Annotated in this window: 14 protein-coding genes and 1 tRNA gene; 8 read left to right on the top strand and 7 right to left on the bottom strand. The window is 40.8% G+C overall.

Annotated elements, in window-relative coordinates; genetic code table 11:
• Positions 1 to 4 precede the first annotated feature (4 nt).
• The 5 genes from I2I13_RS23460 to I2I13_RS23440 form a co-directional block, all read right to left on the bottom strand.
• Positions 5 to 1,159, bottom strand: coding sequence for an exo-alpha-sialidase (locus I2I13_RS23460; protein ID WP_229128706.1), 1,155 nt, complete (start codon positions 1,157 to 1,159; stop codon positions 5 to 7).
• A 50-nt stretch (positions 1,160 to 1,209) separates the two neighbouring features.
• Positions 1,210 to 2,385, bottom strand: coding sequence for an AGE family epimerase/isomerase (locus tag I2I13_RS23455; protein WP_055235426.1), 1,176 nt, complete (start codon positions 2,383 to 2,385; stop codon positions 1,210 to 1,212).
• 11 nt (positions 2,386 to 2,396) lie between these two features.
• On the bottom strand, positions 2,397 to 3,314 hold the full coding sequence (locus I2I13_RS23450; protein ID WP_009039361.1) for a dihydrodipicolinate synthase family protein: 918 nt from the start codon (positions 3,312 to 3,314) through the stop codon (positions 2,397 to 2,399).
• A 30-nt stretch (positions 3,315 to 3,344) separates the two neighbouring features.
• On the bottom strand, positions 3,345 to 4,586 hold the full coding sequence (locus tag I2I13_RS23445; protein ID WP_009039360.1) for an MFS transporter: 1,242 nt from the start codon (positions 4,584 to 4,586) through the stop codon (positions 3,345 to 3,347).
• A 226-nt stretch (positions 4,587 to 4,812) separates the two neighbouring features.
• Positions 4,813 to 5,259: a YhcH/YjgK/YiaL family protein gene (locus I2I13_RS23440; RefSeq protein ID WP_009039359.1), complete on the bottom strand. Its 447-nt coding sequence runs from the start codon at positions 5,257 to 5,259 to the stop codon at positions 4,813 to 4,815.
• Between the two features lie 237 nt (positions 5,260 to 5,496).
• Between I2I13_RS23440 and I2I13_RS23435 the strand changes: the two genes are divergently transcribed.
• A complete protein-coding gene (locus tag I2I13_RS23435; RefSeq protein ID WP_009039358.1) occupies positions 5,497 to 6,705 on the top strand; it encodes an ROK family transcriptional regulator in 1,209 nt (402 codons plus the stop codon).
• Positions 6,706 to 6,925: 220 nt separating this feature from the next.
• Here I2I13_RS23435 and I2I13_RS23430 read toward each other — a convergent pair.
• Positions 6,926 to 6,998 (bottom strand) — tRNA-Thr (locus I2I13_RS23430).
• A gap of 108 nt (positions 6,999 to 7,106) precedes the next feature.
• Positions 7,107 to 9,149: a toxin-antitoxin system YwqK family antitoxin gene (locus I2I13_RS23425; RefSeq protein WP_195650683.1), complete on the bottom strand. Its 2,043-nt coding sequence runs from the start codon at positions 9,147 to 9,149 to the stop codon at positions 7,107 to 7,109.
• A 104-nt stretch (positions 9,150 to 9,253) separates the two neighbouring features.
• Here I2I13_RS23425 and I2I13_RS23420 point away from each other — a divergent pair, with 104 nt between their 5' ends.
• The 7 genes from I2I13_RS23420 (at position 9,254) to I2I13_RS24745 (ending at position 16,025) form a co-directional block, all read left to right on the top strand.
• Positions 9,254 to 9,835 carry an epoxyqueuosine reductase QueH gene (locus I2I13_RS23420; RefSeq protein ID WP_195650682.1) on the top strand — a complete coding sequence of 194 codons (582 nt, stop codon included), beginning with the start codon at positions 9,254 to 9,256 and terminating at the stop codon, positions 9,833 to 9,835.
• A 27-nt stretch (positions 9,836 to 9,862) separates the two neighbouring features.
• Positions 9,863 to 10,741: a DNA/RNA non-specific endonuclease gene (locus I2I13_RS23415; RefSeq protein ID WP_195650681.1), complete on the top strand. Its 879-nt coding sequence runs from the start codon at positions 9,863 to 9,865 to the stop codon at positions 10,739 to 10,741.
• A gap of 412 nt (positions 10,742 to 11,153) precedes the next feature.
• A complete protein-coding gene (mltG, locus tag I2I13_RS23410) occupies positions 11,154 to 12,191 on the top strand; it encodes an endolytic transglycosylase MltG (protein ID WP_074637065.1) in 1,038 nt (345 codons plus the stop codon).
• 83 nt (positions 12,192 to 12,274) lie between these two features.
• Positions 12,275 to 13,867 carry a thiamine pyrophosphate-dependent enzyme gene (locus I2I13_RS23405; RefSeq protein ID WP_148366353.1) on the top strand — a complete coding sequence of 531 codons (1,593 nt, stop codon included), beginning with the start codon at positions 12,275 to 12,277 and terminating at the stop codon, positions 13,865 to 13,867.
• A 3-nt stretch (positions 13,868 to 13,870) separates the two neighbouring features.
• The gene (locus I2I13_RS23400; RefSeq protein WP_148366351.1) at positions 13,871 to 14,452 is read left to right on the top strand and encodes an indolepyruvate oxidoreductase subunit beta; all 582 of its coding nucleotides are present in this window, start codon (positions 13,871 to 13,873) and stop codon (positions 14,450 to 14,452) included.
• Positions 14,453 to 14,466: 14 nt separating this feature from the next.
• On the top strand, positions 14,467 to 15,774 hold the full coding sequence (locus I2I13_RS23395; protein ID WP_148366349.1) for a phenylacetate--CoA ligase: 1,308 nt from the start codon (positions 14,467 to 14,469) through the stop codon (positions 15,772 to 15,774).
• An 89-nt stretch (positions 15,775 to 15,863) separates the two neighbouring features.
• On the top strand, positions 15,864 to 16,025 hold the full coding sequence (locus I2I13_RS24745; RefSeq protein WP_370540856.1) for a hypothetical protein: 162 nt from the start codon (positions 15,864 to 15,866) through the stop codon (positions 16,023 to 16,025).
• Positions 16,026 to 16,034 lie beyond the last annotated feature (9 nt).

Below are 16,034 nucleotides of genomic sequence, written 5' to 3'. Positions count from 1 at the left end.
AAAATTAAAGATTAATAACAGGCACTAAAATTAAATCCAACTTCATCCAGTCATCCGGACGCTTAAGAGGTTTCGTATTAGGTAATGATTTACGAGTAAATGATTGAGTATCTGCTGTTTCAAAGATTATAGCCATTCGTCCGTCCGGTAAGAAAGACATACAGCTATATCCGGCAGCCTTATCATATAACAGTAACCCATTATCCCATTTTCTTCCACCATCCTCACTTTTATATAAAGTAAGTTTTGCACGTTCATCATATTCGGATGTCTCCGGTATTCCTTGTATCCCAGAGAAATAAAGCGTTTTACCTTTTCCCAATACACTTGCCTGACATCCTTTAGATACACCAGGCAAAGCAAGTTCCTTTACAGCCTTGCTCCATGTCTCTCCCCCATCTACACTGAATGACACCATTCGCGCTTTGGGAACACGAGCATTATAAACCAAAACTCCGGCAGGTGACTCTGCAATCTGAAATTCATCATCATTATCACCATTGCCACCCATCTTCCATGTTTTACCATGATTATCGGAATAAATAGCTACATCATGGGCTTTCTCACCAGTGACTTCAGATACACGAGCCGGTAAAATCAGTCTTCCTCTATATTTTTCACCCACCATTTGCAAACCTGCTCCCGGTCCAAAACCATAAATACGACTTCCTTTCGGCATTAATGTACCAGTCACATCAACGGGAGCAGCCCATGTACAACCATTGTCATCTGAAGTCAGCAAAATTGCCCGATTTTTGGTACCTGTGTGATCATCTGCCGGCCAAAAAGTGGTAAAAAGAAAAATTCTACCGGTAGCTGAATCTAAAAGAGGAGTCGGATCCATATAAGCGCCAGTGGTTCCCTGAGTCAAATCTTGCATAGCTGACCATGTCCGCCCATTATCTGTACTACGTTTCACTACTATATCTGTACGGCTTTTATCCTTCCAACTTTCTCTACGTGCTTCACAAAACACAAGTAAAGAGCCGTCTTTCGCTGTCAACAATGATGGAATACGATAACTATTCACATTATCATCTCCTGCTGAAAACACAGTATATTTAGGAAACTCCGGGAATTTTTTTTTTGCACCGGACTGCGCTTCTCCTTTCATACAAGAAAAGAAAAGCATAAGTCCCGCAAATAATATGTTTTTCATAATACACATAGTAATAGTTTTAGATTTTATCAGAAGAGTTACATATTACTTCACAAAAGCTCCTTGCAAAGCATGTAACTACGAATCATCATGCGAGGTATATGGAAAGGACCTTTAAAGAGATTTCCCTTAGCTGGTTGTGCCACAGTACCATCACGGTGAAGATAACCATACCATTCTCCATATTCCTTATCGGGAAAATGAGTATACGTCCAGTCACTGATTTGCTTATGCATCTGAATATATTTCTCATCCCCCGTAGCCTGATAGGCATATAAAGTGGCAATAATAGTCTCTGTTTGCGGCCACCAGAATTTCATATCCTGAGAATAGTCCTGAGCCGGAAGATTACGGCAATCACGGAAATTGATTATGCCACCAAACTCTTTATCCCATCCCCATTCCCAAGACCAGTCGAGAATCTGAAGAGCCAATTGCAGTAAATCCTTATCCCAATTGCGATATTTAGCTTCTTCCATAATGAACCAAGCGGTTTCAATACAGTGGCCCGGATTTATGACACGTCCGTTACACGTGTCAATAAATTCACCATTAGGTCCTACCATTTCAAGTAAAGCCTTAAACTCCGGATGGATAAAATATTTACGCAATGCGGCAATCGAAGCATCTATCTGCTCCGTCAATACAGGATCGTCAATAACCATCCGGATGCGAGAAGCTGTATTAATCAAGATCATCGTTATAGAATGCCCTCTTGAAGACATAGCCGGCAAATATTTAGGTTCAAGCATTCCCGGAGTATCCAGGAAATGCTGTGTACGCTTGAAGATTTCCAATGCTTTCTCAGCATATTCCTTTTCACCGGTTGCCAATGAATATTCAGCCATTGCTATTGCCGCAAAACCTTCTGAAAACACATAACGGCGCTTACGTAACGGGACTCCATCTTCTGTGACTTCAAAGAACATATGTCCATCCGTATCAAAGCAATGCGCTTCGATGAAATCAATACAACTCTTGGATGCTGCCAACCATTGGGGATTTTTCTCTATATTATTATATGCATATGCAGCTATAAACCCGAAACGTCCCTGAAACCAGACAGATTTCGTTGTATCCATCAAACTACCATCCCGATTAACGCATGTATACACCCCTCCATGTTCTTTATCCAGCCCGTACTTCATCCAGAACGGCATAATATTATTTATTATATCGTCTTTATAGGATATGGCCCACTTATTCAAATATTCTGCTGTATTCATGCTATGCGTTTTTAAAGTTTATTGCATCGGTCAAAAAAATGAATTGCCTCAAGCTCCGTTTTCATCTGAACTTCTTCTTCATCTGTCATATTCTGGAAGGGAGTACGGTTCTTACCTAAATCAAGTCCTATCAATTTCATTATGCGTTTTCCGCCAACAATATTCCCACGAAAATGGCAGATCACATTTATTACTTCCTGTGAGAAGTTCTGACGTTCACGGGCTGTTTCGATATCACCTGCCTCCCATGCTTTGATGATACCGACCAGTTCTTTACCATTATAATTGGTTGTTCCGCCGATGCCGCCCTGAGCACCACCCATAGCCAGACAAGGAAGAATTGTTTCATCCTGTCCATGCAACATATCATATTTTCCGTTTTTATATAAACGGCATTGGTTGTATTCATACATGCTCTCAAAAGTATATTTAATACCTGCAAAGTTAGGAACACGTCCGTCTACCGCTTCCAGTAATTTAACCATTGGCAGAAAAGCACCGTTGAATGCCGGAATATGATAATAATAGAAGGGAAGTTCGGGCGCACCGGATGCTATCTCTTCAATATATTTCACCAATTCTTCAATACGGCCAATCTTCGGAAAAGGAGGAGCCATAGCACCAATTCCCCATGCGCCTATTTTTTGTGCATGTTCAGCCAACATACGGCTGGCCTTTACACAGCAACTACCGACGTGCACGATTACTTTAAAGCCTTCGGGAGCGACAGCAACCCAACGCTCTGCCAATAACATACGTTCTTCTTCAGTCAGCATATAACCTTCACCGGAAGAACCATTGATAAACACTCCTTGAAGTCCGTTCTTTACCAACATCTTGGCATATGCTTCAATAGGTTCCAAATTCACTTCACCATTCTCGTAAAAAGGAGTAAACGGTGCATCGATAAGTCCTTTAATTCGTTCCATCATTTTATTTTTTATAAAGTTATTATATTCTTAATCTACCATATTATCTGTCTTCGGTCTTAAGAAATAGATTTGAAGTACCAATGCTACAGCTACCACGATACTCAGCATTGCAAATCCCTGTCCTAAACTTCCTCCGTCTGTCCACTTTCCAAGAACTTCTGTCACGGCAGCTCCCGCAAACACACCGGTCATATTCATAATTCCATAAGCCGTCGCACGATGTTTTGCTGATACAAACTGGCATAGAATAGGCATATTATTTGCGTCAAAGATTCCAAAACCAATACCAAAGAGCAATCCCGCTCCAATCACACTAACAAAACTATGTCCAAACCCAAGCAGGAGCAGAGCCGGTATAGTCATCCCCAAACCGATGGCTCCGGTATAAACACGCCCGCGAATATTTTTTTGTACCCAACGGTCAGATAAGATTCCACCTAAAATAACACCGATAAAAGAAGACACGGCAATTGTTATAGTAGATATCGGTCCCGCTTCGGACATAGGAATATTCAAGCTATCCGCAAACAAAGTCGGAAGCCAATTCTTTGTTGCCCACCCCGGAAGACTGGGAGCCGCAAAATAGAAAAGAATAATCCAAAATGCCCAATTAGTAAACAGCAGGGAAAGCCCACTTATAATGGAAGGTTTCTTCTCTTTAGGAGCATCATCTATTTTTTTGATAGATATATTATGAATAGGATTTTCTTTCAAAAACAATATAAGTACCAAAGAATAAGCAATACCTACAATGCCAAACCAATGAAAAGTAGCCTGCCAAGAAAAAGCGGCAGCAGCCGTAGCCCCAAAACCACCGATAGCCTGCCCGACATACAACCCTGTCATATGAACTCCTACAGCTAAAGAGCGGGATTTTCCCTCATGCCAGTCAGCAATCAACGATAAAGCCGAAGGAATATACAACGCTTCACTGACTCCCATGACAGCACGCAACCAGTAAAGCTCGTGAAAGTTATGAGCATACCCCATTAAAAAAGTAACCGCCGACCAGACAAAAAGACTACCGACCACCAACCATTTACGATTTACCCTATCGGCGATAATTCCCGCAACAGGACTCATAAAACCATATATCCATAAAAATATAGCCATTAAAGCTCCAAAAGCTTCAGCTTTGTTCAACTCTACGATATCTACTTTCATAGCTTCCTGCATCGTAGAAAGCATCTGACGGTCCATATAATTAAGTAGCGCTACTATCCACAGCAGACCGACAACCACCCATGGGTAAATACTTTTGTTTTTCATATAAAGTAATTTTTTATGTTTCACTCGTATTAAATCATTGCAAACATAATACTATTTTTATTTTCCTCCAAACATTTAATTAAATATTTTATTATATATTCGCTTATTTATAAATCACATAAGAAGATATAATACTTTATATATATCAAAAGGCAGCACCTCATTAATAAGAGACACCACCTTTTCCATGTTATTTTCGATACTACAAAATAAAAACAATAACAATTTATAGCCGTACTTTAGCTATCAATTTACGTATCTTGCCATGACCAATAATCGGGGCATGGGGATCTTCCGGATACACTATTACAAATTGCCCCGGAAGCAGATTAACATAAGTAGTCGGAGTATCTGAATATAAGGCGCACTCGTCCTCTTTAGAATATGCCTTAACCTCTTTTTGTAAGTCCTCCAAGGCTTTCCAACCAATTGTTTCCGCACCTTCCAACAAGATATGCACATCAATATAGTCATGATGTAATTCTAAAACTTGCTTATCAGGAGATACACATTCCAGATTTACATTATTGATAAACAAATTCTCACCATCAATCTCAATACGCCCCAAATCCGTATGAAGCAAATCATGGGTTTTCACATAGTCAAACAAGGGCTTGAACAAAGGGTGGAGCCCTTCGATACGCTGACTGTTTTGCAGATTAGATACGATCATATTTTTCCTTTCATTTATAATTAAATAATAGAAGGGCAAATATAAAAGAAATATTTAATATAACAGACGTTATTAATAAAATTATTAAATATATAGATTCTTGATTTATATATTATTCATTTTAATACAATATTCAGAAAGAGGGATAAATAAAGCATCTACTAAATTCAAATCAAACAAATCTCCATTAATAAATAAATTTATTATCTTTGCCTCAAACAATAAAGAAGGACTAAGATGAAACAACATTTACTGAAAGAAATAGAAGCAGGAACCAAGAACGCTCTTCTCAAAAAGAAGATTATTACACATTATATATATAATGGTAGTTCTACTATTACAGATTTAGCAAAAGAACTGGATCTCAGTGTCCCGACTGTCACAAAATTCATTAGTGAAATGTGCGAAGAAGGATATATAAACGATTATGGCAAATTGGAGACGAGCGGAGGACGCTACCCCAGCTTATATGGACTAAATCCCGAATCCGGTTATTTTATAGGAGTAGATATTAAAAAGTTTGCCATTAATATAGGACTGATTAATTTCAAAGGCGATATGGTAGAATTAAAAATGAATATCCCTTTTAAATCAGAAAACACTTCACAAGCACTGGAAGAGTTATGCAAACTTATTCTGCAATTTATAAAGAAAGCAGATATAGATAATGATAAAATATTAAATATCAATATAAATGTGTCCGGCAGAGTCAACCCAGAATCTGGATATAGCTTCAGCCAATTTAATTTTGAAGAGAGACCCTTGGCGGAAGTATTAACTGAAAAAATCGGATTCCGGGTAACAATAGACAACGATACACGCGCTATGACTTACGGGGAATATATGAAAGGATGCGTAAAAGGGGAAAAAGACATTATTTTTGTAAACGTCAGTTGGGGATTAGGCATAGGTATTATCATTGATGGGAAAATATATACGGGAAAGTCCGGTTTTTCCGGAGAATTCGGGCATACAAATGTATTTGACAATGAAATCATCTGCCACTGTGGTAAAAAAGGATGCTTGGAAACGGAAGCATCAGGTTCAGCTCTTCATCGAATATTAATAGAACGCATCCAGAAAGGAGAAAGTTCTGTCCTATCCAACCGGATTTTAGCCAAAGAAAATCCTCTTACTTTGGATGAAATTATAGCTACCGTAAACAAGGAAGACCCACTCTGCATTGAAATTGTAGAAGAGATCGGACAAAAACTGGGAAAACAAATTGCAGGGCTAATTAATATATTCAATCCTGAACTGGTAATCATAGGCGGAACCCTATCTTTGACTGACGACTATATCACCCAGCCGATAAAAACAGCAGTACGCAAGTACTCGCTAAATCTAGTCAATAAAGATTCAGCCATTGCGACATCCAAGCTGAAAGACAAAGCCGGTATCATTGGCGCTTGTATGCTGGCACGCAGCCGGATGTTTGAAAGTTGAATTTATCTTCTGCGCTGAGAGAAAAAGTTATCTATAAAACGAACAATATAGACCACGACAACTCCTGCGACGACTAAAACAATAATGCGACTCAACATAAATTTCGTTTTTTATATTTCACATAAATTCCATGTAAAAAAGATACCACACTCATACGAAAGAGACTCTATAGAAAAACAAAACGCTGATTATTAGTTAATAATCAGCGTTCTAATTTGAGAGCCGCTAGCCAGACTTGAACTGGCGACCTACGCGTTACGAATGCGTTGCTCTACCAACTGAGCTATAGCGGCGTTTGTCTCTCGTTTACGGCGTGCAAAATTACAGCTTTATTTGAGAAAACAAAAAGAATCCGATTATTTTTTGAGCTTATTTTTTAAATCAACTTTTGTTGACGTAATCTAAAACTTTTCTTTGCGCTCAAATTTCCCGTCCTCGGTATAATATTTCCATGTACCTTTCGGTTTATTATTTGCATACTTTCCACGAAGTTTCAAGGTACCATCTTCATAATATTCACGGTAACGGCCGTGACGTTTCCCTTCTTTTACTTCCGCTTCACTCTTCAATGCGCCTTCCGGATAGAACTCCCGCAACACATTCCCTTCAAACTTTTCGACATAGAAACGTTTCAGTTCGCTCATCTGCTCTTTCTCGGTTTCAGCATCTTCGTTCATTTCCTTATCATCTTCATCAGTAGCAATAGCAACGGCAACCTCTTCCGGTTGATATGGGCTATAATCCATCACATACTGCAAAGAAGCCGAGTGATCCTCTCCTATAATCTGCATAGTCCAGTAAGGGAATGAATACAAAACGTCTTTGTTTGATTGTATTTCATTCCATGTGGCAGGATTCATCATCGGTTTCAACTGGGAATAAAACTTGCGCACATCTGTATATAAGAAAATGGTAGAACTTGATTTTAAATATGACAGTGCATTTTCAAAACCCGGATTATTTTTCAATAAATTCTTCTGCTCGTAATCTTCTACAAAGGAAAGTAAAGAAGCAGCTTTATTACTAAAAACGACATAATCGTCAACATAAGTATAGTATGGCTTCTCAAATTTATCAAATAGCTTCCCAAAAAACAAGCGGAAAAAGCCTTTCATCTCGATATAATTAATCTCGAAATCCTTATAATTAGCAGTCTTAATCTTAACCGGAGTACGTCGCTTAATCTTCTTTTCAATGAATTCCATGTTCTTACGGGCATCTTTAATACTTTTAGCCCTGATAGCCAGAATCAGTTCGGGATCATGCCCTAACAAACCTGGTTCGGATTGCGTAATAGCAAACTCTCCTGACATCCAACTCAAGAAGTTTTCTTCCAAAGATATACCGAATAGCCCTTCTATCTTTTTCCGGGAACTTTGATAAGAATCATACAGCTGTTTATTGTGAACCGACAGTGCATTCTCCAATTCCTTTACAAAAGTTACCGGACTATTGAAACCTATATTCGTATAAAGAGCTGTCCGCCCGGACAGAATCTCATGCGCTTTCATTTTATGTTTTCCCGAATTCAACAAAGCAGTGACATAAGGATCGGCAGAATCTTTTTTCAACGTATATCCTTTCACCTCCATCCTTTCCTTATTCATATTTAAATAAAGTCCCGCAAAATTCATGGAATTGCTAAACAGATCGATATACTCATTTCTTGTACCTAAATAAATAGACATAAATTGAGGTACACGCGCATAATTGATAAAGACCCTGACAAGCCCCTTACCGGAAACCAACTTCTCTGTTTCAATAAAAGACTGATCAAGCCCGATTTTAGGTTTATTACGAGAATCAATAGCCGACTCGACAAGTCCAGATGTATAAGAACCGACCAAATGATTATCGACAAAAGCAATATAGAAAATATCCCTCGTCTCGGGATCGCGCATTTCAAGGATATTAATACCATTATGCATCCGGTTAGTCACAGTAAAACCACTCATAACCAATACGGTTTCAACCTGGTCTTTCAATAAGTCCATCTTTGATGTCTTCTGCATATCCAGGATAAGTAGAAAATCCCAATTAGTGGGACGAGTCTTATGGAGCGAAATAAGCATATCCCGCTCACCAACAAGCGACAATAATACCTTATTGCTTTTGACAACGGAATCCAGCTTCTCCACACTTTGCGTCACCTCCTCAAAAGATTTCGCTTTCTTCAGGCATTGCCACGTCTCGCTTCCACTAAACTTCTCCCAATCTTCAATCGGAGCCGATGACTGAATAATAAATGCCGCATCTTCCGGAACCAGATAGATCTGCTGAATATTCCGATCAGGCGAGACAAATAAATAAACCACGGAATATACAACATATACCGCCAAAGCCAATACAGCCACAACTAAAGTCCTCTTCACAATTTTCGAGGTACTTTTTTTCTTCTCCGGACCTACATTTTGTTCTTCTTGCCCGCAATTTAATTCATCCATTATTGAGTTGTTATAAACTTGAATGGACAAATATACAAAAAAAACTATTCTGAATAAAACATAAACCATTGACTCGTATCGTAAATATGTACTAACTTTACCGCATGAAAAAGAAATTCCAACTCGAAGTTCCGGGAGGAGCCGATAAGGTCTTACTTCATACCTGTTGTGCTCCTTGTTCATCAGCCATTATTGAATGTATGATGCAACATCACATTACCCCTGTTATCTATTATTGCAATCCTAATATCTATCCGCTGGAAGAGTATATGATAAGAAAAAACGAATGTACACGCTATGCCCAATCATTGGGATTGGAGATAATAGATGCTGATTACGATCATGAAAACTGGCGATGTCATATAGCAGGAATGGAGCAGGAACCCGAAAGAGGAGGACGCTGCCTACGTTGCTTTAAACTACGTTTATTGGAGACCGCCCGTTATGCACACGAACATGGCCTTTCCGTAATAACCACAACGCTTGCTTCCAGTCGTTGGAAAAGTCTGGAGCAGATTAATGAAGCCGGACAATATGCCACTGCTCCATACCCAGATGTCACATACTGGGAGCAGAATTGGCGGAAAGGCGGACTTAGTGAACGACGCATTGCCATCATTAAAGAGTATAACTTCTACAACCAACAATATTGCGGTTGCGAATTCAGCATGAGAAAAGAAGAATAAAACGAACCCGACATCAGCAGCTAACCAATGAATCGAAGTAAAAAAGGTAAAAACAGAAAGCTATTCAAAAAGAAATCACATTCCAATAACAAGTTAGGATGTATCATCGCCATCATTGTGCTCATTCCTATTCTTTTTGGCGTCTATTTGTATTGCCAACAGATTAATATCCAGAAAAATAATGAACTGCAAACCGATGCTTCCCTTCAAATTCCACTTGGCAAAGATCTGGAGACACCCATATCATTAGCTCCCCGGCAAGAACAAATCATCCGGCATAGCGGATATACCGTATCATATAACAAAGATTTAAAGATCCCCAACTGGGTCTCTTACGAATTAACCCGGGAAGAAACCAGAGGAAAAGAAAAAAGAGGCAATCGTTTCATTGCCGATCCATTAGCGACAGGTCCGATTGCCACGAATGCCGACTATACCCGTTCAGGATATGATAAAGGCCACATGGCTCCTGCAGCAGATATGAAATGGAGCCCCGAAGCCATGAAGGAATCATTCTATTTCAGCAATATGTGTCCACAACATCCACAGTTAAACAGAAGAGGGTGGAAAAATCTGGAAGATAAAATCCGGAATTGGGCCATAGCAGATAGTGCCATTATTATTATATGTGGACCTATTATTGAAAAACAGCCTAAAACGATTGGAAAAAATAAAGTCGTAGTACCTCAACAGTTTTTCAAAGTAGTCCTATCCCCTTTTGTCAAACCGATACGGGCCATCGGCTTCTTATTCAACAACGAGCAGGCAGTAGAACCTCTATCTTCATATGTAGTCACAGTGGATAGCATCGAGAGCCTGACTAATATGGATTTCTTTGCCCCCCTGCCCGACGAAATAGAAAACAGGATAGAAGCGGACGCTAATTATTCCTTATGGCCGAACTAACTTGCAAAACTCATTCAGCTGAAACGAATTTATCTCCATACGCCAATAGTATTCTGTTACAACAGTCCTTCACCTTATTATAAAAGGATGCCGTAGCGATTCTAACGGTTTCACACGGTATCATCAAGTAATTCAATTAGTCCCACATGTTATGGGAAAGTATTCTTTTATATTGTGGGAAAGTATTCCCACAATATATGGAACTAATGGAGTTACTATACAAAAAAGGAAATACTATAAAGATCCGGATAAATCAAGAAAGGTGAAACGCAAGATGAAGAAACAGCTTCATAAACCGCACCAAAAGAAAACAAACTTTTGATGCGGTCGCCCTGTGATTCATCATGTAAAGAGAACAATCCTATCCAAATTCTTTTTATCTTTGGCGAACTTTTTAAATATACCTCAAAAGATGAAGAGAAAAAAGAGAAACATTCTATTATCCATTCTAATCGGAGCATTCCTCCTTTGTGCAATTGCCGGAGGCACCTTTTATTACTATCTGTTTGCTCCTCAATTTCATCCATCTAAAACTGTATATATTTATGTAGACCGGGATGATACAGCCGATTCTATCTACCATAAAATAAAAGAATTCGGGCACGTCAATAAGTTCGCCGGATTCCGGTGGATGGCAAAATACAAAGATTTCGATCAGAATATCCATACCGGACGTTATGCCATTCGCCCCAATGACAATGTCTATCATGTATATAGCCGCTTTTCCAGAGGTTATCAGGAGGCGGTCAACCTTACTATCGGAAGTGTCCGGACATTAGACCGATTAGCACGAAGCATTGGGAAACAACTCATGATAGACTCTGCCGAAATCGCCAGCCAGTTATTCGACTCTACTTTCCAGGCTCAAATGGGATACACAACCATAACACTCCCCAGCCTTTTCATACCTGAAACCTATCAGGTATATTGGGACATGAGCGTAGACGACTTCTTTAAACGAATGAAGAATGAGCACGAACGCTTCTGGAACAAAGAACGTCTGGCACAAGCCACCGCCATCGGCATGACACCGGAAGAAGTCAGCACTCTTGCTTCCATCGTCGAAGAAGAAACCAACAACAATGAAGAAAAGCCAATGGTAGCCGGATTGTATATCAACCGTTTACATCAAGATATGCCTCTGCAGGCAGATCCTACCATCAAATTTGCACTGCAGGATTTCGGTCTGCGCCGAATCACCAATGAGAATTTGAAAGTCAACTCCCCCTATAACACCTATATAAATACCGGACTGCCTCCAGGCCCCATCCGTATCCCTTCTAAAAAGGGAATAGACAGCGTATTGAACTATACCAAACATAACTATATCTACATGTGTGCCAAAGAGGATTTTTCCGGAACTCACAACTTTGCATCCAATTATGCCGACCACATGGCAAATGCAAGAAAATACTGGAAAGCCCTGAATGAAAGAAAGATTTTCAAGTAAATTTGTAATAAAACGAACGGAAAAGCCTATCTTTGCCCGATAGATTAACAAACTGTGATCAACACTAAATAAAAGAAATATATATGAGCAAGCAACTCTTACTTGGCGATGAAGCCATTGCACAAGCTGCACTGGATGCCGGACTTTCTGGTGTTTATGCCTATCCTGGTACTCCTTCAACTGAAATTACGGAATATATTCAAATGGCCCCAATAACGACCGAACAGAATATACACAGCCGTTGGTGCGCCAATGAAAAAACAGCGATGGAAGCTGCGTTGGGTATGTCATTCGTTGGTAAACGGGCATTAGTTTGTATGAAGCACGTAGGTATGAATGTAGCTGCCGACTGTTTTGTCAACTCTGCCGTCACAGGCGTGAAAGGCGGATTGATGGTGGTAGCAGCAGACGACCCCAGTATGCACTCTTCGCAGAACGAACAAGACAGCCGTTTCTACGGAGATTTCTCACTGATCCCCATGTACGAACCCAGCAATCAGCAGGAAGCGTATGATATGGTATACAGTGGCTTCGAATTCTCTGAAAAATTGGGCGAACCGATCTTGATGCGTATGGTAACCCGCCTTGCACACTCCCGCTCCGGAGTAGAACGCAAAGCACAAAAACCACAGAATGGCATCTCTTTCAGCGAAGATCCCCGTCAGTTCATCTTGTTGCCGGGAAACGCCCGCAAACGCTACAAAGTATTGCTTGCCCGCCAAGACGAATTTATCAAAGCCTCGGAAGAATCACCTTATAATAAATATACAGATGGTCCTAACAAGAAGTTAGGAATTATCGCTTGCGGTATAGGTTACAATTATCTGATGGAAAACTATCCTGAAGGTTGCGAATATCCGGTACTTAAAATCGGCCAGTACCCATTGCCTAAAAAGCAATTACATCAATTGATTGACTCCTGTGACGAAATCCTCGTTCTGGAAGACGGACAACCATTTGTAGAAAAACAATTGAAAGGTTATCTGGGCATCGGCGTTAAAGTAAAAGGACGCTTGGACGGCACTCTGTCACAGGATGGAGAATTAAATCCGGACTCTGTAGCCCGCGCCGTAGGCAAAGAGAATAAATCGGAATTCGGCATTCCTTCTGTCGTAGAAATGCGTCCGCCTGCACTTTGCGAAGGTTGCGGACACCGCGATATGTATATCACATTGACCGAAGTTCTGAAAGAAGAATACCCATCTCATAAAGTATTCAGTGACATCGGCTGTTACACGCTAGGTGCGAATGCTCCTTTCAATGCAATCAACTCATGTGTAGACATGGGTGCCTCCATCACGATGGCAAAAGGTGCGGCTGACGGAGGTCTTTTCCCGGCTGTAGCTGTCATCGGAGACTCCACATTCACTCATTCCGGAATGACCGGACTACTAGATTGTGTGAACGAGAATGCCAGTGTAACCATCGTCATCTCCGACAATGAAACTACTGCCATGACAGGTGGACAGGACTCTGCCGGAACCGGACGTATCGAAGCGATCTGTGCAGGTATCGGAGTAGATCCGGCTCATATCCGTGTCGTTACTCCGCTGAAGAAAAACTATGAGGAGATGAAGCAAATCATTCGCGAAGAGATCGAATATCGCGGTGTATCTGTCATTATTCCACGCAGAGAGTGTATCCAGACATTAGCACGCAAAAAAAGAAGTAAGTAAGCCATGAAGAAAGACATTATATTATCAGGAGTCGGTGGACAGGGAATTCTGTCTATTGCTACAGTGATCGGCAAAGCTGCCTTGAAAGAAGGATTATATATGAAACAAGCAGAAGTGCACGGAATGAGCCAACGTGGAGGAGATGTTCAATCCAACCTCCGTATCAGCGACCAGCCGATTGCTTCTGACTTGATCCCATCAGGTAAATGCGACCTTATTATTTCATTGGAACCCATGGAAGGATTGCGCTACCTCCCCTATCTTAGCCCTAACGGTTGGTTGGTGACTAACGAAACTCCGTTTGTCAATATCCCCAATTATCCGGAAACAGACAAAGTAATGGCAGAAATCAATAAGCTGCCTCACAAAATTGTGTTGAACGTAGACAAAGTAGCCAAAGAAGTAGGCTCCGCCCGTGTTGCCAACATTGTCTTATTGGGAGCAACGATTCCATTCCTCGGCATCAATTACGAGAAAGTGCAAGACAGCATCCGGGAAATCTTCCAGCGCAAGGGAGAAGCAATTGTAGAAATGAATCTTAAAGCATTGGCCGCCGGCAAGGAAATTGCAGAAAAGCTAATGTAATAACAGACATTATCATGAGTACACAATACTGGGAAGAAGAACTAGAAACCATGAGCCGGGAGAAGTTGCAGGAATTACAACTTCGACGGCTCAAGAAAACAATCAATATAGCTGCGAACTCCCCATATTACAAAGAAGTTTTCAGCAAACATGGCATCACAGCAGATAGCATACAATCATTAGACGATATCCGCAAATTGCCCTTTACTACCAAAGCCGATATGCGTGCCCACTATCCTTTCGGGCTGGTAGCAGGTGATATGAGCAATGATGGTGTACGTATTCACTCTTCCAGTGGTACTACCGGAAACCCGACAGTTATTGTTCACTCACAGCACGATCTCGACTCCTGGGCCAACCTGGTAGCCCGTTGCCTATACGCAGTAGGAATACGCAAGACCGACGTCTTCCAAAACAGCTCCGGATATGGTATGTTTACAGGGGGGTTAGGCTTCCAATACGGTGCAGAACGCCTGGGCTGCCTGACAGTTCCCGCTGCAGCAGGAAACAGTAAACGACAGATTAAATTCATCAACGACTTTAAGACTACCGCTTTACATGCTATCCCCAGCTATGCCATCCGCCTTGCCGAAGTCTTTCAGGAAGAAGGACTTGATCCCAAAGGAACCACACTGAAAACGCTGGTTATCGGTGCCGAACCTCACACCGACGAACAACGCCGGAAAATAGAAAAGATGCTGGGCGTAAAAGCATACAACAGCTTCGGTATGACAGAAATGAACGGCCCCGGCGTTGCTTTCGAATGTCAGGAACAAAACGGAATGCACTTCTGGGAAGACTGTTATCTGGTAGAAATTATCGATCCTGAAACAGGAGAACCCGTTCAGGAAGGAGAAATCGGAGAATTAGTGCTTACAACTCTCGACCGTGAGATGATGCCGTTAATCCGCTATCGCACCCGCGACTTAACCCGTATTCTTCCGGGGAAATGCCCCTGCGGCCGCACGCATATCCGTATCGACCGTATCAAGGGACGCAGTGATGATATGTTCATTATCAAGGGAGTAAATATCTTCCCGATGCAGGTAGAAAAGATACTCGTACAATTCCCCGAATTAGGCAGCAATTACCTGATTACACTGGAAACGGTCAACAACCAAGACGAGATGATCGTCGAAGTAGAATTAAGCGACCTTTCCACTGACAATTATATTGAACTGGAGAAGATCCGCAAGGATATAACCCGCCAATTAAAGGATGAAATATTGGTGACTCCCAAAGTTAAACTGGTAAAAAAAGGCTCTCTCCCACAAAGCGAAGGAAAAGCCGTCCGAGTGAAAGACTTAAGAGACAACAAATAACGATTCAAAATTCCATGTGCTAATATACCAACCGCTGTTCACCATGCGGAATGGAATATTAGCACATTATTTAATTAATATCATACAGCATGCAATTACTTAAAAAAAGAATTCTGCAAGACGGAAAGTGCTACGAAGGAGGTATCCTGAAAGTAGACGGTTTTATTAATCATCAAATGGACCGTAAGCACTCATTGTACGGCTATAATACCCACAAAGGTATTGTAGCCCACATTGAGTTGTATTTTTGATTAATAATT

The sequence above is a fragment of the Bacteroides sp. D55t1_190419_B8 genome (assembly GCF_015558905.1).
In the GTDB taxonomy this organism is placed as follows: Bacteria; Bacteroidota; Bacteroidia; order Bacteroidales; family Bacteroidaceae; genus Bacteroides; species Bacteroides vicugnae.
This window is presented reverse-complemented; position numbering and strand designations above follow the sequence as displayed.

Coding starts and splice junctions, on each gene's coding strand:
- I2I13_RS23460 (WP_229128706.1), bottom strand. CDS start 1,159: ATGAAAAACATATTATTTGCGGGACTTATGCTTTTCTTTTCTTGTATG.
- I2I13_RS23455 (WP_055235426.1), bottom strand. CDS start 2,385: ATGAATACAGCAGAATATTTGAATAAGTGGGCCATATCCTATAAAGAC.
- I2I13_RS23450 (WP_009039361.1), bottom strand. CDS start 3,314: ATGGAACGAATTAAAGGACTTATCGATGCACCGTTTACTCCTTTTTAC.
- I2I13_RS23445 (WP_009039360.1), bottom strand. CDS start 4,586: ATGAAAAACAAAAGTATTTACCCATGGGTGGTTGTCGGTCTGCTGTGG.
- I2I13_RS23440 (WP_009039359.1), bottom strand. CDS start 5,259: ATGATCGTATCTAATCTGCAAAACAGTCAGCGTATCGAAGGGCTCCAC.
- I2I13_RS23435 (WP_009039358.1), top strand. CDS start 5,497: ATGAAACAACATTTACTGAAAGAAATAGAAGCAGGAACCAAGAACGCT.
- I2I13_RS23425 (WP_195650683.1), bottom strand. CDS start 9,149: ATGGATGAATTAAATTGCGGGCAAGAAGAACAAAATGTAGGTCCGGAG.
- I2I13_RS23420 (WP_195650682.1), top strand. CDS start 9,254: ATGAAAAAGAAATTCCAACTCGAAGTTCCGGGAGGAGCCGATAAGGTC.
- I2I13_RS23415 (WP_195650681.1), top strand. CDS start 9,863: ATGAATCGAAGTAAAAAAGGTAAAAACAGAAAGCTATTCAAAAAGAAA.
- mltG (WP_074637065.1), top strand. CDS start 11,154: ATGAAGAGAAAAAAGAGAAACATTCTATTATCCATTCTAATCGGAGCA.
- I2I13_RS23405 (WP_148366353.1), top strand. CDS start 12,275: ATGAGCAAGCAACTCTTACTTGGCGATGAAGCCATTGCACAAGCTGCA.
- I2I13_RS23400 (WP_148366351.1), top strand. CDS start 13,871: ATGAAGAAAGACATTATATTATCAGGAGTCGGTGGACAGGGAATTCTG.
- I2I13_RS23395 (WP_148366349.1), top strand. CDS start 14,467: ATGAGTACACAATACTGGGAAGAAGAACTAGAAACCATGAGCCGGGAG.
- I2I13_RS24745 (WP_370540856.1), top strand. CDS start 15,864: ATGCAATTACTTAAAAAAAGAATTCTGCAAGACGGAAAGTGCTACGAA.